The following is a 25,106-nucleotide window of genomic DNA, read 5'->3' on the forward strand; positions in this document are numbered from 1 at the left end:
GGAGTTCGGGATGACCATGCAACAACGCATCGAATCGACGCTTGGGCTGTTACAGCCCGAGCACCTGCAAGTGCTGGATGAAAGCCACATGCACAGCCGTGGGTTGCAGACCCACTTCAAAGCCGTGGTGGTCAGCCAGCAGTTTGAAGGCCTCAATCGCGTCAAGCGTCACCAGAAGGTGTACGGCACTTTGGGCGAACTGATGGGCGAGTTCCATGCGTTGGCGCTGCATACCTACACGCCGCAAGAATGGGCACAGATCGACGCGGCTCCGGCCTCGCCGACCTGTGCTGGCGGAGAGAAGCAGCCTCAAGCCGCAAGCCGCAAGCTACAAGGTTAAAGAGGCGCGCTTCGAACTTGCAGCTTGAAGCTTGCCGCTTGAGGCTGCCGTTTTGCTAGAATCCGCAACGCGCCGCTCACCCGGCGCGTTTTTTTTCGCATCCGGTTCACCCCTTACGAGGGTAGCCACCTGGAGAATTACCCATGACACAACAGATTGTCGTGGCGGCACTGTATAAGTTCGTCACCCTGGAAGATTACGTCGCCCTGCGCGAGCCGCTGCTGCAAGCGATGGTCGACAACGGCATCAAAGGCACCCTGCTGATCGCCGAAGAAGGCATCAACGGCACCGTGTCCGGCAGCCGCGAAGGCATTGACGGGCTGATGGCCTGGCTCAAGAACGACCCGCGCATGGACGACATCGACCACAAAGAATCGTACTGCGACGAGCAGCCGTTCTACCGCACCAAAGTCAAACTCAAGAAAGAAATCGTCACCTTGGGCGTTGAAGGCGTGGACCCGAACAAAAAGGTCGGCACCTATGTGGATCCGCAGAACTGGAACGCGCTGATCAGCGATCCCGAAGTGCTGCTGATCGACACCCGCAATGATTACGAAGTCTCGATTGGCACCTTTGAAGGCGCCATCGATCCGAAGACCACCAGTTTTCGCGAATTCCCCGACTACATCAAAGCCCATTTCGACCCGGCCGTGCACAAGAAAGTCGCGATGTTCTGCACCGGCGGTATTCGCTGCGAAAAGGCGTCGAGCTACATGCTCAGCCAGGGTTTCGATGAGGTCTATCACCTCAAGGGCGGCATCCTGAAGTACCTCGAAGAGGTGCCGCGGGAAGAAACCAAATGGCAGGGCGACTGCTTCGTGTTCGATAACCGCGTGACCGTGCGCCACGACCTCAGCGAAGGCGACTACGATCAATGTCATGCCTGTCGTACGCCTGTCAGCGTCGAAGACCGCGCGTCCGAGCACTATGTGGCCGGCATCAGTTGCCCGCATTGCTGGGATAAGCTGAGCGAGAAAACCCGTCGCAGCGCCATCGACCGGCAGAAGCAGATCGAACTGGCCAAGGCGCGCAACCTGCCGCACCCGATTGGTTACAACTACAAGCAAACTCCTTCCGAGGCTTGAACCATGTCTGCACGTCGCCTGCTCTATGTGATGGATCCGATGTGTTCCTGGTGCTGGGGCTTTGCGCCAGTGGCCAATGCGCTGGTCGAGCAGGCGCAGGTGGCGGGGGTAGACGTGCATTTGGTCGTCGGCGGTTTGCGCACCGGCAGCGGCTCGGCGCTGGAGCCGACTACCCGGCGCTATATCCTTGAGCACTGGCAGGCGGTCCACGAGGCTACTGGCCAACCGTTCAAGTTTGAAGGCGCGTTACCCGACGGGTTTGTCTACGACACCGAGCCTGCCTGTCGGGCGCTGGTGACGGCGCGCAGTCTGGCACCGGATTGCGCGTGGAAACTGCTCGGGCTGATCCAGCATGCGTTCTATGCCGAGGGGCGTGATGTCACCCGCGCCAGCGTGTTGGTGGAGCTGGCGGAGCAGGCCGGTTTGCCGCGCATCGAGTTCGCCGCCGCGTTCGACCGTGCCGATCAGCACGCCGCCACCGCTGCCGATTTCACCTGGGTTCAGGACCTGGGCATTGCCGGTTTCCCGACCTTGCTGGCAGAGCGTGATGGTCAATTGGCGTTGCTGACCAATGGGTATCAGCCTCTGAGTGTGTTGTCACCGTTGCTCGGCCGCTGGCTGGAGCGCGCTGCCTGTGCATGATCTGCCTGACGACGTTCCAGCCCCTGCACGTGTCGACCGTCTGAGCTGGGCAGAAATCCGTCGCCTGGCCCTTCACCATAAAAAATCCCTGTGGATCGCCAACGGCGTCGCGGTATTGGCAACGCTGTGCAGCGTGCCGATCCCCTTGCTGTTGCCGTTGCTGGTGGATGAAGTGCTGCTGGGCCACGGCGACGCTGCGCTGAAAATCATGAATCACGCGCTGCCCGACGTCTGGCAGAAAGCTGCGGGTTACATTGGCCTGATGCTGCTGGTGACCCTGGCATTGCGCTGTGCCGCGTTGTTGTTCAACGTGGTGCAGGCGAAATTGTTTGCGGCGTTGGCCAAGGACATCGTGTATCGGATTCGGGTGCGGCTGATCGAGCGACTCAAATGCATCTCGCTGGGCGAATACGAAAGCCTGGGCAGCGGCACGGTGACTACGCACCTGGTCACCGACCTGGACACAGTGGACAAATTCGTCGGCGAAACCCTCAGTCGTTTCCTTGTGGCCATGCTGACGCTGGTGGGCACCGCCTCGATCCTGATGTGGATGCACTGGAAACTCGCGCTGCTGATCCTGCTGTTCAACCCGCTGGTGATCTATGCCACGGTGCAGTTGGGCAAGCGGGTCAAACACCTGAAGAAACTCGAGAACGACAGCACCTCGCGCTTCACCCAGGCCTTGACCGAAACCCTGGATGCCATCCAGGAAGTGCGCGCCGGTAATCGTCAGGGCTTTTTCCTCGGACGGTTGGGCCAGCGAGCGCGTGAAGTGCGCGATTACGCGGTCAGCTCGCAGTGGAAAACCGATGCATCGAACCGCGCCAGCGGTTTGCTGTTCCAGTTCGGCATCGATATTTTTCGCGCAGCAGCCATGCTCACCGTACTGTTTTCCGACCTGTCCATCGGCCAGATGCTGGCCGTGTTCAGCTACCTGTGGTTCATGATCGGTCCGGTGGAACAACTGCTCAACCTGCAATACGCCTTTTACGCCGCCGGCGGTGCGCTGTCGCGCATCAACGAGTTGCTGGCCCGTGCTGATGAGCCGCAATACAGCGGCAGTGTCGACCCGTTTCAGGGGCGCGACACGGTAGGCATCGAAGTTCAGGGATTGAGTTTCGGCTATGGCGACGAGTTGGTGCTGAACCAAATGAACCTGTCGATTGCCCCCGGTGAAAAAGTCGCGATTGTCGGCGCCAGCGGCGGTGGTAAAAGCACCCTGGTGCAGTTGCTGCTGGGCTTGTACACACCGCTGGCCGGCACCATCCGTTTCGGTGGTTCGACTCAGGAAGAGATCGGCCTGGAAACCGTGCGTGAAAATGTCGCCGTGGTCTTGCAGCACCCGGCACTGTTCAACGACACCGTGCGCGCCAACCTGACCATGGGCCGCGAACGCAGCGATGAAGCCTGCTGGCAGGCATTGGAAATTGCTCAGTTGCACAATACGGTGCGTGAATTGCCCAATGGCCTGGACAGTATTGTCGGGCGCTCCGGTGTGCGTTTATCCGGCGGGCAGCGTCAACGCCTGGCGATTGCGCGGATGGTGTTGGCCGAACCCAAGGTGGTAATCCTCGACGAGGCCACGTCCGCCCTGGACGCGGCTACCGAATACAACCTGCACCAGGCGCTGGCGCGGTTCTTGAGTCACCGCACCACGCTGATCATTGCGCACCGGTTGTCGGCCGTGAAGCAGGCTGACCGAGTGCTGGTGTTCGACGGTGGTCAGGTTGCCGAGGATGGCGACCATCAGCAGCTGATTGCCGATGGTGGTTTGTACGCCAAGCTTTATGGGCATTTACAGCAGCACTAGATTAATGCCACAAGACGTTCAGGGTATTTTCCCCGGCAAGGATTAGCACGTGAAGACGAGCCAGCCCTGAATCGCCGGGACTGTGCTGCTGTTGAGCATGAGCTTCCCCGGCTTGCCTAGAGTGAGAACCCATCCTAGTCTAGCGGTAGCGTTTTCGTCCGGACGACGATCGAGCAGTGTTAAGACAAGGGACCTCATGAAGCCAAAAAGGACTCTCGCAACCCCTCGGTTGTTGGGCATCGTCTGGCCTTTTATCGCCGTCGTGTTATTTCAGGCATTGTTGGGAGGCGTCAGTCTTTACGTTCTTTCGGCGGTTCGCGGTTACGTCGGCGGGGAAAGCCTGTGGTCCAAGGGCCAGAAAGACGCCATCTATTACCTCAATCTGTACGCCGACAGTCGCGACGAAACGATTTTTCTCAAATACCAGAACGCGATTGCGGTGCCTCAGGGTGGCCATGAATTGCGTCTGGCGCTGGACCATCAGCCACCGAATATCGAGGCAGCGCGAATCGCGATCCTCAAGGGCGGCAACCACCCGGACGACGTCTCCAGTTTGATTTGGCTGTACCTCAATTTCCGGAATTTCAGTTACCTGGAAAAAGCCATCGAGCTGTGGACGGTCGGTGACGCGTATCTGGTGCGACTCGATGACGTCGCGCGGGAGATGCATCAGCGTATTGCCGATAGCCAGGTCACCGATGCCGACGTCAAACGCTGGAAAGAGCAGATTTTTGCCATCAACGATGGCGTGACGCCCGCCGCCAAAGCGTTCAGCGATGCCTTGGGCGAAGGCTCACGGGTGATTCTCCGGCTGCTGTTGGTGACGAACCTGGCCACTGCGTTGGGTTTGATTGTGTTAGCTCTGTTGCGTACGCATAAACTGCTCAAGCAGCGCCATGCCTTCGCCGATGCCTTGCAGTTGGAGAAAGACCGGGCACAGATCACTCTGCAATCGATTGGCGACGGGGTGATCACCACGGACGTCGAGGGCGCGATTGTCTATATGAATCCGGCCGCCGAGGCCTTGACTCACTGGAAGGCTGAACAGGCGGCGGGGTTGCCATTGGCGGCGCTGTTCAATCTGCTGGACGAGAGTGCTCAGGCCGAGGGTTTTACCTTGATCGAGCACATTTTGAGCGGTCAGCTCAGCGGTGGCAGCGAGCATTCAAAACTGATCCAGCGTCTGGATGGCAGCACGGTTTCGGTCACTCTGGTCGGCGCGCCGATCCGCAATACGGGCAGGGTCAGTGGCACTGTGCTGGTGCTGCATGACATGACCCAGGAGCGGCAATACATCGCCAATCTGTCGTGGCAGGCGACTCATGATGCTCTGACCGGATTGGCCAACCGCCGCGAGTTCGAATATCGGCTGGAGCAGGCCCTGCATAACCTGACGCGCCAGGCGGGGCGTCACGCCTTGATGTTTCTCGACCTGGATCAATTCAAACTGGTCAACGACACCTGCGGTCATGCGGCGGGCGATGAGTTGTTGCGGCATATATGTGCATTGTTGCAATCAGGTTTGCGCGAAGGCGACACCCTGGCCCGGCTAGGGGGTGACGAGTTTGGCGTTCTGTTGGAAAACTGCGCGCCGCAAGCGGCCGAGAAAATCGCCGAAGGCCTGCGCCAGACCGTGCAGAACCTGCATTTTGTCTGGAAAGGCCGGCCGTTCGTGACCACCGTGAGCATTGGCCTGGTGCATGTGGTCCAGAGTCCGGCCACCCTTGAAGCTTCATTGCGTGCCGCTGACATGGCCTGTTATATGGCCAAGGAAAAGGGCCGCAACCGGGTTCAGGTCTATCACGCCGACGACTCGGAGCTGTCCTTGCGGTTTGGCGAAATGGCCTGGGTGCAGCGCCTGCACGTGGCGCTGGAAGAAGACCGCTTCTGCCTGTACGCCCAGGAAATCGCGCCTCTTGGCCCTGGTGAGCATGGCGGCGGGCATATCGAAATACTGCTGCGCCTGCATGACGAAGCGGGACGCATGATTCTGCCGGACAGTTTCATTCCGGCCGCCGAGCGTTACGGTTTGATGACATCGATTGATCGTTGGGTGGTGGAGAACGTTTTCAAAGTCATTGCCCAGTGCGTCGCCGAAGAGCGCGAAGGGCCGTTGGCCATGTGTGCGATAAATCTGTCAGGTATTACTATCGGAGATGAGGCGTTTCTGGACTTCCTTCGTGAACAGTTTGTTGCATATTCAATTCCACCTGAAATGATTTGTTTTGAAATTACAGAAACCAGCGCGATTGCAAATCTGGCTAGCGCAACTAAATTTATCAATGAACTCAAAGGTTTAGGTTGTCATTTTTCGCTAGATGACTTTTGTGCCGGTATGTCCTCATTCGCTTACTTGAAACATTTACCTGTAGACTTCCTGAAGATCGACGGGAGTTTCGTAAAGGATATGCTGGACGACCCGATTAACCGCGCCATGGTCGAAGTGATCAATCACATCGGTCATGTCATGGGTAAGCGCACGATTGCAGAGTTCGTTGAAACACCTCAGATCGAGCAGGCATTGCTGGAGATCGGAGTGGATTACGCTCAAGGGTATGTGATTGAACGCCCGCATCTGTTTACCTGGGATAGTTTGCAAAGTCGTCCTGCCAGGCCCCGATCCTTGTTGTTCAAGGCGCCGGGCACGTTCCGTTGAAATCTCTTGTTGATCTTAAAATCACAATCAAAAGGAGCGCGACAGTGATCGATACATTCAACAGAACCGGACCACTCATGGAAGCTGCAAGTTATCCCGCCTGGGCTCAGCAACTGATCCAGGATTGCAGCGAGAGCAAGCGCCGGGTTGTCGGACACGAACTGTATCAACGCATGCGAGATAACAGACTCAGTGCAAAAACCATGCGTCAGTACCTTATTGGTGGCTGGCCGGTGGTCGAACAGTTCGCTTTATATATGGCACAGAACCTGACCAAGACCCGGTTTGCGCGCCACCCTGGCGAAGACATGGCGCGTCGCTGGCTGATGCGCAACATTCGCGTCGAATTGAACCATGCCGATTACTGGGTCCACTGGAGTCGTGCCCACGGTATCAGCCTGGAAGATCTGCAAGCGCAACACGTGGCACCAGAGCTTCACGCTTTGAGCCATTGGTGCTGGCACACCAGTTCGTCGGACTCTCTGATCGTGGCCATCGCCGCCACCAATTACGCCATCGAAGGGGCGACGGGGGAGTGGTCGGCCCTGGTTTGCTCCAATGGCGTCTATGCGGCCTCGTTCCCCGAGGAAGATCGCAAGCGGGCCATGAAGTGGTTGAAGATGCACGCCCAGTATGACGATGCCCATCCATGGGAAGCGCTGGAAATCATCTGCACCCTGGCAGGCATGAACCCGAGCAAAGCACTGCAAGTGGAATTGCGCCAGGCTGTCTGCAAAAGTTACGACTACATGTATCTGTTCCTGGAACGTTGCATGCAGTTGGAACTGGCAGTGAAAACCCCGGTAGTCCGTGAGCGGATGGCGTTGGCCGAAAGCTGATCCCCTGAAAACAACACAAACCAAATGTGGGAGCGGGCTTGCTCGCGAAGAGGGCTTAACATTCAACAGAGATGCTGAATGTAAGACCGCTTTCGTGAGCAAGCCCGCTCCCACATTGGTTATACAGCGGTGCTGAAATATCAGCCTGCCATTGCCAACCGGTTACGCCCCTCGCGCTTGGCCACATACAACGCACTGTCGGCCCGTCGCAACAAACTATCGGCAGACTCGCCGGGTAGCAGCGTCGAGCAACCGATGCTGACCGTCAGCTCGATCATCTTGCCCTCGGCCTCATAGTCCTGAGCCTGCGCCGCAAACCGCAGTCGCTCACCGATCATGGCTGCAGCTTCCCGACTGGTGTTGGACAGCAGAATCAGGAATTCTTCGCCACCAAAGCGGAACACCATGTCGACGTTGCGCAACTGATTTTTGATCGAGGCTGCGACGGCCTTCAGCACTTCATCGCCGGCACTGTGCCCGTAGGTGTCGTTGATTTGTTTGAAATGATCGATGTCCAGCATCAGCAGCGATAAAGGCTGCGAGTGTCGCCGCGACATCTCGATTTCCCGTTCCAGCGTCTGATCCATGGCGATGCGGTTGCCGGTATCGGTCAGCGGATCACGCAATGCACTTTGAGTCGCCGCTCGGTAGAGCAGGGCGTTTCGCATGGGGAAGAGCAGGGTCGACAACAGTGACTCCAGGTTGCCCTGTTCCTGTTCGCTGAAACGCTGATTGCGACGGAACACCAGCTCACCCAATTGCTCGCCTTCATGGCTGAGGCTGTAGCTGATTGAATGATGACCTCGCGCGCCGAATTGCAGGCGCAAGTCGCTGGGCTGATGTTCGTAACTCAAGGCCTCCAGCGGCACAATGCGCTGAATTTCACGGAAGAAAAGTCCGAGAATGCGTTGCGGCTCAAGACTGGTTTGCAGTTGCAGGCCCAGCGCTTGGCGCAACTGCGCAAGACTGACGGGCCGCTCCAGGAGGGGAGGCTGCTGACCAAAGCCCAGGCGTTGCAATTTGGCACTGTCGAAGTCAATTGCGTTGGTCTGGGAAGGTGATTTCATATGGCGTGAGCCCCTAAGCAGTAAGGCTGTCTTACAGGCTGGGTGAGAGCGGCTTTGGGCTGCGCGTCATACTGGTCCATCAGTCCCGTAGGACATTTGGCACGAGTTTAGTCCGCTTTGCCGAAGATTAGTAACCTCTCGGCTCAAGCTCCGCCTCGTCTGCTTTCACACGGCGTGTCTGAGCAAAATTAGAGCGAAAGTCATGCCATTCGGTTCAGTCGAATAAAAAGCTTTAAGAATCAATATGCTGGAAGGTTGTGCGCGGGGATTTGCGCAGCGAGGTGACATTTATTTGACTTGAAGCAGGGGTAGTTACCACCGGGTTTGAATGCCGCGGCGGGAAGCCGTCGCGGCAGAAAAGCGACGCACGGGCGCTACTGAGCGTTGAATGCCTGGCCATTGATGCCGGTGCTGTCCGGACCCATGAGGTAAAGGTAGACCGGCATGATCTCCTCGGGTGTCGGATTGTTCAGCGGGTTTTCACCGGGGTAGGCCTGAGCGCGCATGCTGGTGCGGGTGGCGCCGGGGTTGATGCTGTTGGAGCGCACCGGTGCCACGGTGTCTACTTCGTCGGCCAGGGTTTGCATCAGGCCTTCGGTGGCGAACTTGGAAACGCCGTAAGCGCCCCAGTACGCACGGCCCTTGCGACCAACGCTGCTGGAGGTGAATACCACTGAGGCGTCCTGAGACAGCTTGAGCAGTGGCAGCAGGGTGCTGGTGAGCATGAACATGGCGTTGACGTTGACGTGCATGACGCGCATGAAATTCTCGCCGGACAACTGCTCGATCGGGGTGCGTGGACCGATGATCGATGCGTTGTGCAGCAAGCCGTCGAGGTGGCCGAACTCGGTCTCGATCATGGCTGCCAGTTCATCGTATTGATGAGGCAGTGCGGTTTCCAGGTTGAACGGAATCACGGCCGGTTGTGGATGCCCGGCCGCTTCGATTTCGTCATAGACCTGAGCCAGGTTGGCCTCGGTCTTGCCCAGCAACAACACGGTGGCGCCGTGGGCGGCGTAGGTTTTTGCAGCGGCAGCACCGATGCCACGGCCAGCGCCGGTGACCAGGATGACCCGGTCCTTGAGCAAGTCAGGGCGGGCGGAATAATCAAACATAAAAAACCTCACAACAATTCAACAGGCAGGCATCGTACTTGTGGCGAGGGAGCTTGCTCCCGCTCGGCTGCGAAGCAGTCGTAAAACCTGCAAATGCGGTGTGCCTGAAAGAATGCGTTCATAGATAGAGGGGCCGCTTCGCAGCCCAGCGGGAGCAAGCTCCCTCGCCACAAAAGCCTCTGTGTTCAGCAACTGCACAAAGCGTTATCCAGCACCTCGAGCAACGCCAGCGGATGATCGATCACTACGTCCGCGCCCCAGTGTTTAGGGTTATCGTCCGGGTGAATATAGCCGTAGGTCACCGCGCAGGTTTTGGTGCCGGCATCGCGGCCGGACTCGATGTCCCGCAGGTCATCGCCGACAAACAGCACGCTGGCCGGGTCCAGGTCGAGCATCTTGCACGCCAGGATCAACGGCTCCGGATCCGGTTTGCTGTTCTTCACATGATCGGGGCAAATCAGCACTTTCGAACGGTCGGCCAGGCCCAGCTGCTGCATGATCGGCTCGGCGAAACGCACCGGTTTGTTGGTGACCACGCCCCAGATCAGGTTGGCCTTTTCGATTTTTTCCAGCACTTCGGCCATGCCGTCGAACAGATGGCTGTGGACCGCGCAACCCTTGAGGTAGCGGTCGAGGAATTCCTGACGCAGTTCCTCGAACCCCGGCGATTCCGGGTCCATGGAAAAGTTTGCGGCGACCATCGCCTTGGCGCCGCCGGAAATTTCATCGCGAATGTGTTGAGTGTTGATTGGCGGCAAACCGCGATCAGCGCGCATCGCCTGGCAGATGGCGATGAAATCCGGCGCAGTGTCGAGCAGGGTGCCGTCCATGTCGAAAAGGACTGCTCTGATACGCATCGGCTTACTCCTCGCGCAGGGTCTGGATCATGTAATTGACGTCCACATCGGCCGCCAGTTTGTAATGCTTGGTCAACGGATTGTAGGTCAGGCCGATGATGTCCTTGACGGTCAGGCCGGCCATGCGGCTCCAGGCGCCAAGCTCGGAGGGGCGGATGAACTTCTTGAAGTCGTGGGTGCCGCGCGGCAGCAACTTCATGATGTATTCGGCGCCGACGATGGCGAACAGATAGGCCTTCGGGTTGCGGTTGATGGTGGAGAAGAACACCTGGCCGCCCGGTTTGACCATCTTGAAACAGGCGCGGATCACCGACGACGGGTCCGGCACGTGTTCGAGCATTTCCAGGCAGGTGACCACGTCGAATTGCTCAGGCATTTCTTCAGCCAGCGCTTCGGCGGTGATCTGCCGGTACTCGACACTCACGCCGGATTCCAGTTGGTGCAGCTGAGCGACGGCCAGCGGCGCTTCGCCCATGTCGATGCCCATTACGGTCGCGCCGCGTTGAGCCATGGCTTCGCTGAGGATACCGCCGCCGCAACCGACGTCGAGGACTTTCTTACCGGCCAGATGGACCCGCTCATCGATCCAGTTGACCCGTAGCGGGTTGATGTCGTGCAGCGGTTTGAACTCGCTTTCGCGGTCCCACCAGCGATGGGCCAGGGCTTCAAATTTGGCGATTTCGGCGTAGTCGACGTTGCTCATGGTGTCAGTCCTCTAAAACTTGAAAAATCCTGTTGCCCCGGTTTTGGTCCGGGGTGCTTACAATTAGGTGCTTACGATTCGGTATGGCCGCTGATGCGCTGGCCCCAGGCCTTGGCAGTGGCGCACAGCTGTGCTTCATCCAGGCGGGTCAAGCGGCGGTCGTCGAGCAGTTGCTTGCCGGCGACCCAAAGGTGTTTCACGCAGTCGCGGCCAGTGGCATAGATCAGTTGCGAAACCGGGTCGTAGACCGGTTGCTGTGCCAGGCCCGACAGGTCGAACGCGACGATGTCCGCCGCTTTACCGACTTCCAGCGAACCCGTTTCAGCTTCGATGCCCAGCGCGCGAGCGCCATTGAGCGTGGCCATGCGCAGGGCGCGATGGGCGTCCAGCGCCGTGGCCGACCCGGCGACGGCCTTGGCCAGCAACGCAGCGGTGCGGGTTTCGCCGAGCAGGTCGAGGTCATTATTGCTGGCCGCGCCATCGGTGCCGACCGCCACATTGACCCCGGCCCGCCACAAACGCTCGACCGGGCAGAAACCGCTGGCCAGTTTCAGGTTCGACTCCGGGCAATGAATCACATGGGTGTTACTTTCTACCAGCAGCATCAGGTCTTCATCGCTGATCTGGGTCATGTGAACGGCCTGCAGGCGCGGCCCGAGCAGGCCCAGGCGACCGAGGCGGGCCAAAGGGCGTTCGCCGCACTGCTCGACCGACTGCTGCACTTCGAAGGCGGTTTCATGGACGTGCATGTGAATCGAGGCGTCCAGTTCTTCGGCGATCACCCGGATTTTTTCCAGGGTTTCGTCACCCACGGTGTAGGGTGCATGGGGCCCAAAGGTGATTTTGATCCGCTCGTGATGCTTGAGATCGCCAAATAATTCAACGCCCTGACGAATGGCTTCATCCGCCGTGGCGGCGCCTGGAATAGGGAAATCGAGGATCGGAATGGCGATCTGGGCGCGAATGCCGCTGTTATGTACGCGTTCGCTGGCGACCTTCGGGAAGAAATACATGTCGGAGAAACAGGTGATGCCGCCTTTGATCTGCTCGGCGATGGCCAGGTCGGTGCCGTCGCGTACGAACGCCTCGTCTACCCATTTGGCTTCAGCGGGCCAAATGTGCTTTTCCAGCCAGGTCATCAGCGGCAGATCGTCGGCCAGGCCGCGGAACAGCGTCATTGCCGCATGCCCGTGAGCATTGATCAGGCCGGGGCTGAGCAGAATGTCCGGCAATTCGCGGACTTCGGTTGCGTTAAACTTCAAGGCTGCTGCGCGCGGGCCGATAAATACGATACGACCGTCGCGGATGCCCAAGGCATGCTCTTTAAGGACCACGCCAGCCGGTTCGACAGGTACCAGCCAGGTCGGCAGCAATAACAGGTCGAGCGCAGCGGTGGGGGTCGGCATCGAAAGTCGGTTCCAGTGCTTTTGTAAAGGATGGCGAAGTATACCCGAGCGTCTTCGCGGGGGGCTCGCTATAATCGGCGGTTTTTGTTCATGAGTGCGGGGTATGGGGATGCGCGATCGACTGTTGGCTGCGGAGAAGGTGAAGGCCATCGATTGGCGTGATGGCGCCCTGTATCTGCTGGATCAGCGTATTTTGCCATTCGAGGAAACCTGGATCGCCTACAGCAGCGCCGCGGGCGTGGCTGAGGCCATTCGCTCAATGGTGGTGCGCGGCGCGCCGGCCATTGGCATCAGTGCGGCGTATGCCATGGTGCTGTCAGCCCGCGCCCGCATTGCCGAGGGCGGTGACTGGCAGGCCGCGTGGGAAGAGGATTACGCGTTACTGGCCGATTCCCGTCCAACAGCGGTTAATCTGTTCTGGGCCTTGAGTCGCATGCGCGACCGCCTGGACCGCCTCAAGGACGACGCAGACCCTCTGGCGGCGCTGGAGGCCGAAGCCATCGCCATCCATGAAAGTGATCGCGAAGCCAACCTGACCATGGCTCAGTTGGGTGTGGACTTGATCCGCAAGCATCAGGGCAACGCCCAGGCGATCCTCACGCATTGCAACACCGGCGCACTGGCGACTGGCGGCTTCGGCACGGCGCTGGGGGTGATTCGCGGGGCGTTCATCGAAGGCATGGTCGAGCGCGTCTACGCCGACGAAACCCGCCCATGGCTGCAGGGTTCGCGATTGACCGCATGGGAATTGGCCAATGAAGGCATTCCGGTGACCCTCAATGTCGATTCCGCCGCCGCGCACATCATGAAAACCAAGGGCGTGACCTGGGTGATCGTCGGTGCTGACCGCATCACCGCCAATGGTGATGTGGCGAACAAGATCGGCACCTACCAACTGGCGGTCAACGCCATGCACCACGGCGTGCGCTTCATGGTAGTGGCGCCGAGTTCGACCATCGACATGAACCTGGCCAGTGGCGATGAGATTCCCATCGAAGAGCGCGATGGTCGCGAGTTGCTGGAAGTCGGTGGTAAGCGGCTCGGGGCGGATGTCGATGCATTCAACCCGGTGTTCGATGTGACCCCGGCTGACCTGATTGATGTAATCGTCACCGAAAAAGGCATCGTCGAACGTCCGGATACCGCGAAAATGGCGCAGTTGATGTGCCGTAAGCGTCTGCATTAAAGGTATCTGGCGCCTGATAAATCGCTTTCGCGAGCAAGCCCGCTCCCACATTGGGCCGAGTCGATCGCAGAATTTGTATGCGACACCGGTCCAGTGTGGGAGCGGGCTTGCTCGCGAAGAGGCCCTGACAGTCAACAAATATCGCTGATCAAGCCCCTTATTCTTCTTTCAACACGGCTCTAAGCCCCTCTCGTCCCTTTCAAGCCTGTCACCGGTCAACTAACTATGCTCCATGCGCATCTGGGGGATAGGTGCGTGGCGGCTCTTGTGATAACATCCGGCGGTTTCCAGGGTAGCCTGATGTGGCTGCCTTTACTGCGCAGATCCATGGCATAACTCGTTGATTTGTCGTAAGTCGGTGCACGGCACTCAGTCTGCATCGGCGAGCTTCGTTCGTCCCATATGGATGTGACGAAGTTTCACCAGAAAAAGGAATCAGGCTTCTCATGGGCGAACTGGCCAAAGAAATCCTCCCGGTCAATATCGAAGACGAGCTGAAGCAGTCCTACCTCGACTACGCGATGAGCGTGATTGTCGGGCGGGCACTGCCGGATGCGCGCGATGGCTTGAAGCCCGTGCACCGGCGTGTGCTGTTCGCGATGAGCGAGCTGGGCAACGACTTCAACAAGCCGTACAAGAAATCTGCCCGTGTTGTCGGTGACGTGATCGGTAAGTATCACCCTCACGGTGATACCGCGGTGTACGACACCATCGTTCGGATGGCGCAGCCATTTTCGCTGCGTTACCTGCTGGTAGACGGTCAGGGCAACTTCGGTTCGGTGGACGGCGACAACGCCGCGGCCATGCGATACACCGAAGTGCGCATGACCAAGCTGGCGCACGAGCTGCTCGCTGACCTGCACAAAGAAACCGTGGACTGGGTGCCGAACTACGACGGCACCGAAATGATCCCGGCGGTCATGCCAACCCGTATTCCCAACCTGCTGGTCAACGGCTCCAGCGGTATCGCCGTGGGCATGGCGACCAACATCCCGCCGCACAACCTCGGTGAAGTCATCGACGGTTGCCTGGCACTCATCGACAACCCGGAACTGACCGTCGATGAGCTGATGCAATACATTCCCGGTCCGGACTTCCCGACCGCCGCGATCATCAACGGTCGCGCCGGCATCATCGAAGCCTACCGCACCGGTCGCGGGCGCATTTACATGCGTGCCCGCTCGATGATCGAAGACATCGACAAGGTCGGTGGTCGTCAGCAGATCGTCATCACCGAACTCCCTTACCAGTTGAACAAGGCGCGTCTGATCGAGAAGATCGCCGAGCTGGTCAAAGAGAAGAAGCTCGAAGGCATCACCGAACTGCGCGATGAGTCCGACAAGGACGGTATGCGCGTCGTGATCGAACTGCGTCGCGGTGAAGTGCCTGAGGTGATCCTCAACAACCTCTACGCCCAGACCCAGCTGCAAGCGGTGTTCGGTATCAACATCGTCGCGCTGATCGACGGCCGTCCGCGGATCCTGAACCTCAAGGACCTGCTGGAAGCGTTCGTTCGTCACCGTCGCGAAGTGGTTACCCGCCGTACCGTGTTCGAACTGCGTAAAGCGCGCGAACGTGGCCACATTCTGGAAGGTCAAGCGGTTGCCCTGTCGAACATCGACCCGGTCATCGCCCTGATCAAGGCCTCGCCAACGCCGTCGGAAGCCAAGGAAGCGCTGATCAGCACGGCCTGGGAATCTTCCGCCGTTGTTGCGATGGTCGAACGTGCCGGCGCCGATTCTTGCCGTCCAGAGACCCTGGACCCGCAATACGGTCTGCGCGACGGCAAGTACTTCCTGTCGCCGGAACAGGCGCAAGCCATTCTGGAGCTGCGCCTGCACCGTCTGACGGGTCTGGAACACGAAAAGCTGCTGGCCGAGTATCAAGAGATCCTCAACCAGATCGGCGAGCTGATCCGCATCCTCAGCAGCGCCACGCGCCTGATGGAAGTGATCCGCGAAGAGCTGGAAGTGATCCGCGCCGAGTACGGCGATGTGCGTCGCACCGAGATTCTCGATGCCCGTCTCGACCTGACCCTGGGCGACATGATCCCGGAAGAAGAGCGCGTCGTGACCATTTCCCACGGTGGCTACGCCAAGACCCAGCCATTGGCTGCGTACCAGGCTCAGCGTCGTGGCGGTAAAGGCAAATCGGCCACCGGCGTCAAGGATGAGGACTACATCGCTCACCTGCTGGTCGCCAACAGCCACACCACGCTGCTGCTGTTCTCCAGCAAAGGCAAGGTGTACTGGCTGAAAACCTACGAAATCCCGGAAGCGTCCCGCGCTGCCCGTGGTCGTCCGCTGGTCAACCTGCTGCCGCTGGACAGTGATGAATACATCACCACCATGCTGCCGGTCGAGGAATACACCGAAGGTCACTTCATCTTCATGGCCACTGCCAAAGGCACCGTGAAGAAGACCCCGCTGGAATCCTTCAGCCGTCAACGCAGCGTCGGTCTGATCGCGCTGGAGCTGGACGAAGGCGACGTACTGATCTCTGCCGCTATTACCGATGGCGAGCGTGAAGTCATGCTGTTCTCCGACGGCGGCAAGGTGACTCGCTTCAAGGAAACCGACGTCCGCGCCATGGGCCGTACCGCTCGCGGTGTCCGCGGTATGCGTCTGCCGGAAGGCCAGAAGCTGATTTCCATGCTGATCCCGGAAGAAGGCAGCCAGATCCTCACCGCTTCGGCGCGTGGTTTCGGCAAGCGCACCGCGATCACCGAGTTCCCTGAGTACAAGCGTGGCGGTCAGGGCGTTATCGCCATGGTCAGCAACGAGCGTAACGGCCGTCTGGTCGGCGCAGTCCAGGTGCTTGACGGCGAGGAAATCATGCTGATTTCCGACCAGGGTACTTTGGTTCGTACCCGTGTCGACGAAGTCTCCAGCCTGGGTCGTAACACCCAGGGCGTAACCTTGATCAAGCTGGCCAGCGATGAAACGCTGGTGGGCCTGGAGCGGGTTCAAGAGCCGTCGGAAGTCGAAGGCGAAGAGCTGGAAGGCGAAGGGCTTGAAGGTGAAGAGGGTGCAGTGTTCGACGGTGAAGTCGTGATCGACGACGTTGCCGAAGACCAGCAACTCGACGCCGCCGCTGACGAAGAGCCGCAAGAGTAAGCGGGCAAGCAGGGGGCGGATGAAGATTCGCCCCCTTGTTGTTTGTCCGTAATGAAATATCGACACCCATGGAGATCCCTTGTGGGAGCGGGCTTGCTCGCGAAGACGGACTGACATTCAGCACAGATGTCGCCTTACACCGCTTTCGCGAGCAAGCCCGCTCCCACATTGGATCTGTGTCGACTGATATGTTTGTACGATCCACCAAATCAGAGCGAGATTGGATGTGAGCAAGAGAGCCTATAACTTCTGTGCCGGTCCTGCGGCGCTTCCCGAAGCTGTCCTGAAGCGCGCCCAGGGTGAACTCCTTGATTGGCACGGCAAGGGCTTGTCGGTCATGGAAATGAGCCATCGCAGCGATGAGTTCGTGTCCATTGCCACCAAGGCCGAGCAGGATCTGCGTGATCTGCTGAATATCCCCTCGAACTATAAAGTGCTGTTTCTGCAAGGTGGCGCGAGCCAGCAATTTGCTCAGATTCCTCTGAACCTGTTGCCGGAAAGCGGCACCGCCGACTATATCGACACCGGTATCTGGTCGCAGAAAGCTATCGAAGAAGCCTCGCGCTACGGCCACGTCAACATTGCCGCCACCGCCAAGCCTTACGACTATTTCGCCATCCCCGGCCAGAACGAATGGAAGCTGTCGAAAGACGCGGCCTACGTTCACTACGCACCGAACGAAACCATTGGTGGCCTGGAATTCCAATGGATCCCGGAAACCGGTGATGTGCCGCTGGTCGCTGACATGTCCTCGGACATTCTCTCGCGTCCGGTGGATGTTTCGCGTTTCGGCATGATCTACGCCGGCGCGCAGAAAAACATCGGCCCGAGCGGCATTGTCGTGAACATCGTGCGCGAAGACCTGCTCGGTCACGCCCGTTCCATTTGCCCGACCATGCTCAACTACAAGGTCGCGGCCGATAACGGCTCGATGTACAACACCCCGCCAACCCTGGCCTGGTACTTGTCCGGCCTGGTGTTCGAGTGGCTGAAAGAGCAGGGTGGCGTCGAAGCCATCGGCAAGCTCAATGAAGTCAAGCAGCGCACGCTGTATGACTTCATCGACGCCAGCGGCTTGTACAGCAACCCGATCAACAAACCGGACCGCTCGTGGATGAACGTGCCGTTCCGTCTGGCCGACGATCGTCTCGACAAGCCGTTCCTGGCCGGTGCCGACGAACGTGGCCTGTTGAACCTCAAAGGCCACCGTTCCGTGGGCGGCATGCGTGCCTCCATCTATAACGCCGTCGATATCGTTGCGGTCAACGCACTGGTTTCGTACATGGCAGAGTTCGAGAAGGAACACGGCTAATGTCTGAGCAAGAACTCAAGGCACTGCGCCTGCGCATTGATGCTCTGGACGAAAAAGTCCTGGAGCTGATCAGTGAGCGCGCACGTTGCGCCCAGGAAGTTGCGCGAGTAAAGATGGCCTCGCTGGCCGAAGGCGAAGTGCCGGTGTTCTATCGTCCTGAGCGTGAAGCCCAGGTGCTCAAGCGTGTAATGGAGCGTAACCAGGGGCCGCTGGGCAACGAAGAGATGGCGCGGCTGTTCCGTGAAATCATGTCCTCGTGCCTGGCCCTCGAGCAGCCGCTGAAAGTGGCTTACCTCGGCCCTGAAGGCACCTTCACTCAAGCCGCAGCCATGAAGCACTTCGGTCACGCCGTGATCAGCAAGCCGATGGCGGCGATCGACGAAGTGTTCCGTGAAGTCGCGGCCGGTGCGGTGAACTTTGGCGTGGTTCCGGTGGAGAACTCCACCGAGGGCGCGGTCAACCACACCCTCGACAGCTTCCTCGAGCACGACATGGTGATCTGTGGCGAAGTTGAGCTGCGGATTCACCATCACCTGTTGGTGGGTGAAAACACCAAGACAGACAGCATCAGCCGCATCTATTCCCACGCCCAGTCCCTGGCCCAGTGCCGCAAGTGGCTGGACGCCCATTACCCGAATGTCGAGCGTGTGGCGGTTTCGAGCAACGCCGAAGCGGCCAAGCGGGTCAAGGGTGAGTGGAACTCGGCGGCGATCGCTGGCGACATGGCCGCCAGTCTGTACGGGTTGACTCGTCTGGCCGAAAAAATCGAGGATCGTCCGGACAACTCCACGCGATTCCTGATGATCGGCAGCCAGGAAGTACCGCCGACCGGCGACGACAAGACCTCGATCATCGTGTCCATGAGCAACAAACCCGGCGCGCTCCATGAGTTGCTGGTGCCGTTCCATGACAACGGCATCGACCTGACACGCATCGAGACTCGTCCGTCGCGCAGCGGTAAATGGACCTACGTGTTCTTCATCGACTTCGTCGGCCATCATCGCGACCCGCTGGTCAAAGGTGTACTGGAAAAGATCAGTCAGGAAGCAGTAGCACTCAAAGTGCTGGGTTCCTACCCGAAAGCAGTTCTCTAAGGGCGGTAGCAAATGAGTGGCAACTTCCTCGCTCTGGCACAGCCGGGCGTGCAACAACTTTCGCCTTACCTTCCGGGCAAGCCCGTGGACGAACTGGCCCGTGAGCTGAACCTCGATCCGGCCAATATCGTCAAACTGGCGAGCAACGAAAACCCGTTGGGCGCCAGCCCCAAGGCATTGGCAGCGATTCGCGAAGCGCTGACCGAGCTGACCCGCTATCCGGACGGCAACGGTTTTGCGCTCAAGACCCTGCTGGCCGATCAGTGCCGCGTCGAGCTCAACCAGGTAACGCTGGGCAACGGCTCCAACGACATTCTGGAGCTGGTGGCGCGTGCCTATCTGGCGCCAGGCCTGAACGCGGTGTTCAGCGCGCATGCGTTTGCGGTCTATCCGATCGTCACCCAGGCCGTCGGTGCCCAGGCAAAAGTAGTCCCGGCCAAAGACTGGGGGCATGATCTGTCGGCCATGCTCGCCGCGATCGATGCCGATACTCGTGTGGTGTTCATCGCCAACCCGAACAACCCGACCGGGACCTGGTTCGACGCCCAGGCGCTGGATGATTTCCTGCAGGACGTGCCGGCCCATGTGCTGGTGGTGCTGGACGAGGCCTACATCGAGTACGCCGAAGGCAGCGACTTGCCGGATGGTCTGGATTATCTGGCGGCCTACCCGAACCTGCTGGTCTCGCGCACCTTCTCCAAAGCCTATGGTCTGGCGTCGCTGCGGGTCGGTTACGGCTTGTCCTCGGCCATCGTCGCCGATGTGCTGAACCGCGTGCGTCAGCCGTTCAACGTCAACAGCCTCGCGCTGGCCGCCGCTTGTGCGGCTCTGCAAGACGTCGAGTACCTGGCCGAAAGCCGCCGCCTGAACGAGTCCGGCATGCAGCAGCTGCAAGCGGGTTTCCGCGAGCTGGGGTTGAGCTGGATTCCATCCAAAGGCAACTTCATCTGTGTCGATCTGGGTCGCGTTGCGGCACCAGTGTTCGAGGGGTTGCTGCGTGAAGGGGTGATCGTGCGTCCGGTGGCCAACTATGGCATGCCGAACCACCTGCGTATCACCATCGGTTTGCCGGCAGAAAACAGCCGCTTCCTCGAGGCGCTGACCAAGGTTATGGCTCGTGGTTGATGTCACTGCGCTGCAATCTGCGCAACCTATGATCGGTCGCCTGGTGGTGGTTGGTCTGGGCTTGATCGGCGGTTCGTTTGCCAAAGGCCTGCGTGAAAGCGGTCTGTGCCGCGAAGTGGTCGGGGTCGATCTCGACCCGCAGTCGCGCAAGCTGGCGGTCGAGTTAGGCGTGGTGGATCGCTGCGAAGAAGACCTGGCGGCGGCTTGCCAGGGCGCTGACGTGATTCAGCTGGCGGTGCCGATCCTGGCCATGGAGAAACTGCTCGCGCTGTTGGCGGGCATGGACCTGGGACAAGCGATTCTGACCGACGTCGGCAGCGCCAAGGGCAATGTGGTGCGCGCGGCGACCGAGGCGTTTGGCGGCATGCCGACGCGCTTCGTGCCGGGGCATCCGATCGCCGGTTCCGAGCAGAGCGGGGTGGAAGCCTCCAATGCCGAACTGTTCCGTCGTCATAAAGTGATTCTGACGCCGCTGGATCAGACCGATCCGGCCGCGCTGGCAGTGGTTGACCGGTTGTGGCGCGAATTGGGCGCCGACGTCGAGCACATGCAGGTCGAGCGTCACGACGAAGTGTTGGCGGCGACCAGCCATTTGCCGCACTTGCTGGCGTTCGGTTTGGTCGATTCGTTGGCCAAACGCAATGAAAATCTTGAGATCTTCCGTTACGCTGCGGGCGGTTTCCGCGATTTCACAAGAATCGCCGGAAGCGACCCGGTCATGTGGCACGACATCTTCCTCGCCAACCGCGAAGCTGTCCTGCGCACACTCGATACATTTCGCAGCGACCTCGACGCCTTGCGCGACGCGGTCGATGCAGGGGATGGGCACCAATTATTGGGCGTGTTCACGCGCGCCCGGGTTGCCCGCGAGCATTTCAGTAAAATCCTGGCCCGCCGGGCCTATGTGGACGCTATGAATTCCAACGATCTGATTTTCCTGGCACAACCTGGTGGCCGCCTGACTGGGCGGATTCGTGTACCGGGCGACAAATCGATTTCCCACCGCTCGATCATGCTCGGTTCCCTGGCCGAAGGCGTCACCGAAGTGGAAGGTTTCCTCGAGGGCGAAGACGCTCTGGCAACCTTGCAGGCTTTCCGCGACATGGGTGTCGTCATCGAAGGTCCGCACCACGGTCGTGTGACCATCCACGGCGTCGGCCTGCATGGCCTGAAGCCTGCGCCGGGCCCGATCTATCTGGGTAACTCCGGCACCTCGATGCGTCTGCTGTCTGGCCTTTTGGCTGCGCAGAACTTCGATAGCACCCTGACCGGCGATGCTTCTCTGTCCAAGCGTCCGATGAATCGCGTGGCCAATCCGCTGCGTGAAATGGGCGCCGTGATCGAGACCGCTGCTGAAGGTCGTCCACCGATGACCATTCGTGGCGGCAACAAGCTCAAGGGTCTGACTTACACCATGCCGATGGCCAGCGCCCAGGTGAAATCCTGCCTGTTGCTGGCGGGCCTGTATGCCGAAGGCAAGACCACCGTCACCGAGCCGGCACCGACTCGCGATCACACCGAGCGCATGCTGCGCGGCTTCGGCTACCCGGTCACCGTCAATGGCGCGACCGCATCGGTCGAGTCCGGCCACAAGCTGACCGCGACCCACATTGAAGTGCCGGGCGACATCTCGTCGTCGGCGTTCTTCCTTGTAGCCGCGTCGATTGCCGAAGGTTCGGAACTGGTGCTCGAGCACGTCGGCATCAACCCGACCCGTACCGGTGTGATCGACATCCTGCGCCTGATGGGTGCGGACATCACCCTGGAAAACCAGCGTGAAGTGGGCGGTGAGCCGGTAGCGGATCTGCGCGTACGGGCAGCTAAACTCAAAGGTATCGAGATCCCCGAGGCGCTGGTTCCACTGGCCATCGACGAGTTCCCGGTGCTGTTCGTGGCCGCTGCATGTGCCGAAGGGCGCACCGTGCTGCGCGGCGCCGAAGAGCTGCGCGTGAAGGAGTCGGACCGGATCCAGGTCATGGCGGACGGTTTGCTGGCACTGGGTGTCAAGTGCGAGCCGACCCCGGACGGCCTCATCATCGACGGCGGCCAGATCGGCGGCGGCGAAGTGCACGGTCACGGCGATCACCGGATTGCCATGGCCTTCAGCGTGGCTTCGCTGCGCGCCACTGCACCGATCCGCATCCATGACTGCGCCAACGTCGCGACCTCGTTCCCGAACTTCCTCGCGCTGTGCGCGCAGGTCGGTATCCGTGTTGCGCAAGAGGCTCAGTCGTGATCAGCATCGCACCGGTTATAACCATTGATGGGCCTAGCGGCTCTGGCAAGGGGACTGTTGCCGGCATGCTGGCCAAGCGCCTGGGCTGGAACCTGCTGGATTCCGGTGCGCTGTATCGATTGCTGGCGTTCGCGGCGCATAACCATGGCGTCGACCTGACGAATGAGGAACTGCTCAAAAAGCTCGCCGCTCATCTGGATGTGCAATTCATCGCGGCGACCGACGGTCAGCTGCAGCGCATTATTCTGGAAGGCGACGAAGTCAGCGATGTCATCCGTACCGAAAGTATCGGCTCGGGTGCCTCGCAGGTCGCTGCGCTGCCCGCCGTTCGTGAAGCGCTGCTGCAGCGCCAGCGGGCCTTTCAGGAGTCGCCGGGTCTGGTGGCCGATGGTCGCGACATGGGCACGGTGGTATTTCCCGACGCGCCGTTGAAGATTTTCCTGACCGCCAGTGCCGAGGAGCGTGCGCGCCGTCGATACTTGCAGTTGAAGGGCAAAGTCGATGGTGTTAGTCTGTCGAGTCTGCTAGATGAGATACGTGCGCGCGATGAGCGTGACACCCAGCGAGCGGTAGCCCCGCTCAAACCGGCGGCAGACGCCATCCAGCTGGATTCCACGGAATTATCCATCGATCAGGTGCTGGAACGCATCATGAGCGAGATCGCCATTCGCGATATCGCCGGGTGACCAAGAAAGCTGCAGGGGACCAGTCATAGTCCTGCGGTGTTTCTTTCATATGAAACTAACCCACACCGTCTGGGGTGTGGAGATGGGCGTATTCTTCGCCCTTATCAACAGGAATTAAAATGAGCGAAAGCTTTGCGGAACTCTTTGAAGAAAGCCTAAAAACCCTGAACCTTCAGGCAGGCTCCATCATCACCGGTGTTATCGTTGATATCGATTACCAGGCTCGCTGGGTAACCGTTCACGCTGGCCTGAAGTCTGAAGCACTCATCCCGCTTGAGCAGTTCTACAACGATGCTGGCGAGCTGAACATCAACGTCGGTGACGAAGTTCACGTTGCTCTGGACTCGGTTGAAGACGGCTTCGGTGAAACCAAGCTGTCCCGTGAAAAAGCCAAGCGCGCTGAATGCTGGATTGTTCTGGAAGCAGCCTTCGCAGCCGAAGAAGTGGTCAAGGGCGTTATCAACGGTAAGGTTAAAGGCGGCTTCACTGTCGACGTTAACGGCATCCGTGCGTTCCTGCCAGGTTCTCTGGTTGACGTCCGTCCAGTGCGCGACACCACGCACCTGGAAGGCAAAGAGCTGGAATTCAAGGTCATCAAACTCGACCAGAAACGCAACAACGTTGTCGTTTCCCGTCGCAGCGTCCTCGAAGCCGAGAACTCCGCCGAGCGTGAAGCTCTGCTGGAATCCCTGCAGGAAGGCCAACAAGTCAAAGGTATCGTCAAGAACCTCACCGATTACGGCGCATTCGTCGATCTGGGTGGCGTCGATGGCCTGCTGCACATTACCGACATGGCTTGGAAGCGTATCAAGCATCCTTCCGAAATCGTCAACGTTGGCGACGAGATCGATGTCAAGGTTCTGAAGTACGATCGCGAACGCAATCGTGTTTCCCTGGGCCTCAAGCAACTGGGCGAAGATCCATGGGTTGCTATCAAAGCCCGTTACCCAGAAAGCACTCGCGTTACCGCTCGTGTAACCAACCTGACCGACTACGGCTGCTTCGCTGAGCTGGAAGAAGGCGTTGAAGGCCTGGTACACGTTTCCGAAATGGACTGGACCAACAAGAACATCCACCCTTCGAAAGTCGTACAAGTCGGCGACGAAGTGGAAGTCATGGTTCTGGACATCGACGAAGAGCGTCGTCGTATCTCCCTCGGCATCAAGCAGTGCAAATCTAACCCATGGGAAGATTTCTCTGGCCAGTTCAACAAGGGCGATAAAATCTCCGGCACCATCAAGTCGATCACCGATTTCGGTATCTTCATTGGTCTGGACGGCGGCATCGACGGTCTGGTTCACCTGTCCGACATCTCCTGGAACGAAGTGGGCGAAGAAGCCGTTCGCCGCTTCAAGAAGGGCGACGAGCTGGACACCGTTATCCTGTCGGTTGACCCAGAGCGCGAGCGCATCTCCCTGGGCATCAAGCAACTGGAAAGCGATCCGTTCTCCGAGTACGTCTCGGTTAACGACAAAGGCGCTATCGTTAAAGGCACCGTGAAAGAAGTTGACGCCAAAGGCGCCATCGTCGTTCTGGCTGACGACATCGAAGCGACCCTGAAAGCCTCCGAAATCAGCCGTGACCGCGTTGAAGATGCGCGCAACGTTCTGAAAGAAGGCCAGGAAGTTGAAGCCAAGATCATCAGCGTTGATCGCAAGAGCCGCGTAATCCAGCTCTCGATCAAGTCGAAAGACGATGCTGAAGAGAAAGAAGCTATCCAGAGCCTGAACTCGGTTCAGGATGCTCCAGCCGATACCACTATGGCTGCTCTGCTGAAGCAAGCAATGGCCAAACAGAACTAAGTTCTGCTTGATCATGAAAAAGGGCGACT

The 25,106-nt window shown here is 59.2% G+C and carries 19 protein-coding genes; 14 read left to right on the forward strand and 5 right to left on the reverse strand.

Annotated features, from left to right (window positions below; genetic code table 11):
* Positions 1-10 precede the first annotated feature (10 nt).
* The 6 genes from PMI36_RS16390 to PMI36_RS16365 all read left to right on the forward strand — a co-directional run bounded on the left by PMI36_RS16390 (position 11) and on the right by PMI36_RS16365 (position 7,372).
* Positions 11-340 (forward strand): BolA family protein, encoded by a 330-nt coding sequence (locus PMI36_RS16390; protein WP_008071593.1) that lies wholly within the window; start codon positions 11-13, stop codon positions 338-340.
* Positions 341-483: 143 nt separating this feature from the next.
* Positions 484-1,425 (forward strand): oxygen-dependent tRNA uridine(34) hydroxylase TrhO, encoded by a 942-nt coding sequence (gene trhO / locus PMI36_RS16385; protein ID WP_008071594.1) that lies wholly within the window; start codon positions 484-486, stop codon positions 1,423-1,425.
* A 39-nt stretch (positions 1,426-1,464) separates the two neighbouring features.
* Entirely contained in the window at positions 1,465-2,067 is a 603-nt protein-coding gene (locus PMI36_RS16380) for a DsbA family protein (RefSeq protein ID WP_177319487.1), read from the forward strand.
* Positions 2,060-3,877: an ABC transporter ATP-binding protein gene (locus tag PMI36_RS16375; protein WP_008071596.1), complete on the forward strand. Its 1,818-nt coding sequence runs from the start codon at positions 2,060-2,062 to the stop codon at positions 3,875-3,877. Before PMI36_RS16380 ends, PMI36_RS16375 begins: the two co-directional genes overlap by 8 nt.
* Positions 3,878-4,073: 196 nt before the next feature.
* Positions 4,074-6,533, forward strand: coding sequence for an EAL domain-containing protein (locus tag PMI36_RS16370; RefSeq protein ID WP_008071597.1), 2,460 nt, complete (start codon positions 4,074-4,076; stop codon positions 6,531-6,533).
* Positions 6,534-6,610: 77 nt separating this feature from the next.
* Positions 6,611-7,372, forward strand: coding sequence for a TenA family transcriptional regulator (locus PMI36_RS16365; protein WP_443216700.1), 762 nt, complete (start codon positions 6,611-6,613; stop codon positions 7,370-7,372).
* Positions 7,373-7,512: 140 nt separating this feature from the next.
* On the opposite strand, the gene PMI36_RS16360 is transcribed toward PMI36_RS16365, so the two are convergent.
* The 5 genes from PMI36_RS16360 to PMI36_RS16340 all read right to left on the reverse strand — a co-directional run bounded on the left by PMI36_RS16360 (position 7,513) and on the right by PMI36_RS16340 (position 12,520).
* Positions 7,513-8,439 carry a GGDEF domain-containing protein gene (locus PMI36_RS16360; protein WP_008071600.1) on the reverse strand — a complete coding sequence of 309 codons (927 nt, stop codon included), beginning with the start codon at positions 8,437-8,439 and terminating at the stop codon, positions 7,513-7,515.
* Between the two features lie 374 nt (positions 8,440-8,813).
* Complete coding sequence (locus tag PMI36_RS16355; RefSeq protein ID WP_008071601.1) at positions 8,814-9,554, reverse strand: YciK family oxidoreductase; 741 nt, start codon at positions 9,552-9,554, stop codon at positions 8,814-8,816.
* A gap of 185 nt (positions 9,555-9,739) precedes the next feature.
* A complete protein-coding gene (gene mupP, locus PMI36_RS16350; protein ID WP_008071602.1) occupies positions 9,740-10,411 on the reverse strand; it encodes an N-acetylmuramic acid 6-phosphate phosphatase MupP in 672 nt (223 codons plus the stop codon).
* 4 nt (positions 10,412-10,415) lie between these two features.
* Complete coding sequence (gene ubiG, locus PMI36_RS16345) at positions 10,416-11,114, reverse strand: bifunctional 2-polyprenyl-6-hydroxyphenol methylase/3-demethylubiquinol 3-O-methyltransferase UbiG (protein ID WP_007899720.1); 699 nt, start codon at positions 11,112-11,114, stop codon at positions 10,416-10,418.
* A gap of 71 nt (positions 11,115-11,185) precedes the next feature.
* A complete protein-coding gene (locus PMI36_RS16340) occupies positions 11,186-12,520 on the reverse strand; it encodes a TRZ/ATZ family hydrolase (RefSeq protein ID WP_008071603.1) in 1,335 nt (444 codons plus the stop codon).
* A 109-nt stretch (positions 12,521-12,629) separates the two neighbouring features.
* Between PMI36_RS16340 and mtnA the strand changes: the two genes are divergently transcribed.
* The 8 genes from mtnA (at position 12,630) to rpsA (ending at position 25,077) form a co-directional block, all read left to right on the forward strand.
* The gene (mtnA, locus tag PMI36_RS16335; protein WP_032830373.1) at positions 12,630-13,706 is read left to right on the forward strand and encodes an S-methyl-5-thioribose-1-phosphate isomerase; all 1,077 of its coding nucleotides are present in this window, start codon (positions 12,630-12,632) and stop codon (positions 13,704-13,706) included.
* Between the two features lie 446 nt (positions 13,707-14,152).
* Entirely contained in the window at positions 14,153-16,822 is a 2,670-nt protein-coding gene (gene gyrA / locus PMI36_RS16330; protein ID WP_008071610.1) for a DNA gyrase subunit A, read from the forward strand.
* Positions 16,823-17,048: 226 nt separating this feature from the next.
* Positions 17,049-18,134 carry a 3-phosphoserine/phosphohydroxythreonine transaminase gene (gene serC / locus PMI36_RS16325; RefSeq protein ID WP_008071612.1) on the forward strand — a complete coding sequence of 362 codons (1,086 nt, stop codon included), beginning with the start codon at positions 17,049-17,051 and terminating at the stop codon, positions 18,132-18,134.
* The gene (gene pheA / locus PMI36_RS16320; protein WP_008071613.1) at positions 18,134-19,228 is read left to right on the forward strand and encodes a prephenate dehydratase; all 1,095 of its coding nucleotides are present in this window, start codon (positions 18,134-18,136) and stop codon (positions 19,226-19,228) included. The genes serC and pheA overlap by 1 nt, the downstream gene beginning before the upstream one ends.
* A 12-nt stretch (positions 19,229-19,240) precedes the next feature.
* Complete coding sequence (gene hisC, locus PMI36_RS16315; protein ID WP_008071614.1) at positions 19,241-20,353, forward strand: histidinol-phosphate transaminase; 1,113 nt, start codon at positions 19,241-19,243, stop codon at positions 20,351-20,353.
* Between the two features lie 28 nt (positions 20,354-20,381).
* Positions 20,382-22,589 carry a bifunctional prephenate dehydrogenase/3-phosphoshikimate 1-carboxyvinyltransferase gene (locus PMI36_RS16310; RefSeq protein ID WP_008071615.1) on the forward strand — a complete coding sequence of 736 codons (2,208 nt, stop codon included), beginning with the start codon at positions 20,382-20,384 and terminating at the stop codon, positions 22,587-22,589.
* On the forward strand, positions 22,586-23,275 hold the full coding sequence (gene cmk, locus PMI36_RS16305) for a (d)CMP kinase (RefSeq protein ID WP_008071616.1): 690 nt from the start codon (positions 22,586-22,588) through the stop codon (positions 23,273-23,275). Before PMI36_RS16310 ends, cmk begins: the two co-directional genes overlap by 4 nt.
* Before the next feature lie 119 nt (positions 23,276-23,394).
* Complete coding sequence (rpsA, locus tag PMI36_RS16300) at positions 23,395-25,077, forward strand: 30S ribosomal protein S1 (RefSeq protein WP_008071617.1); 1,683 nt, start codon at positions 23,395-23,397, stop codon at positions 25,075-25,077.
* Positions 25,078-25,106: the final 29 nt, after the last annotated feature.

It is taken from the genome of Pseudomonas sp. GM79 (assembly GCF_000282495.1).
Taxonomy (GTDB): domain Bacteria; phylum Pseudomonadota; class Gammaproteobacteria; order Pseudomonadales; family Pseudomonadaceae; genus Aquipseudomonas.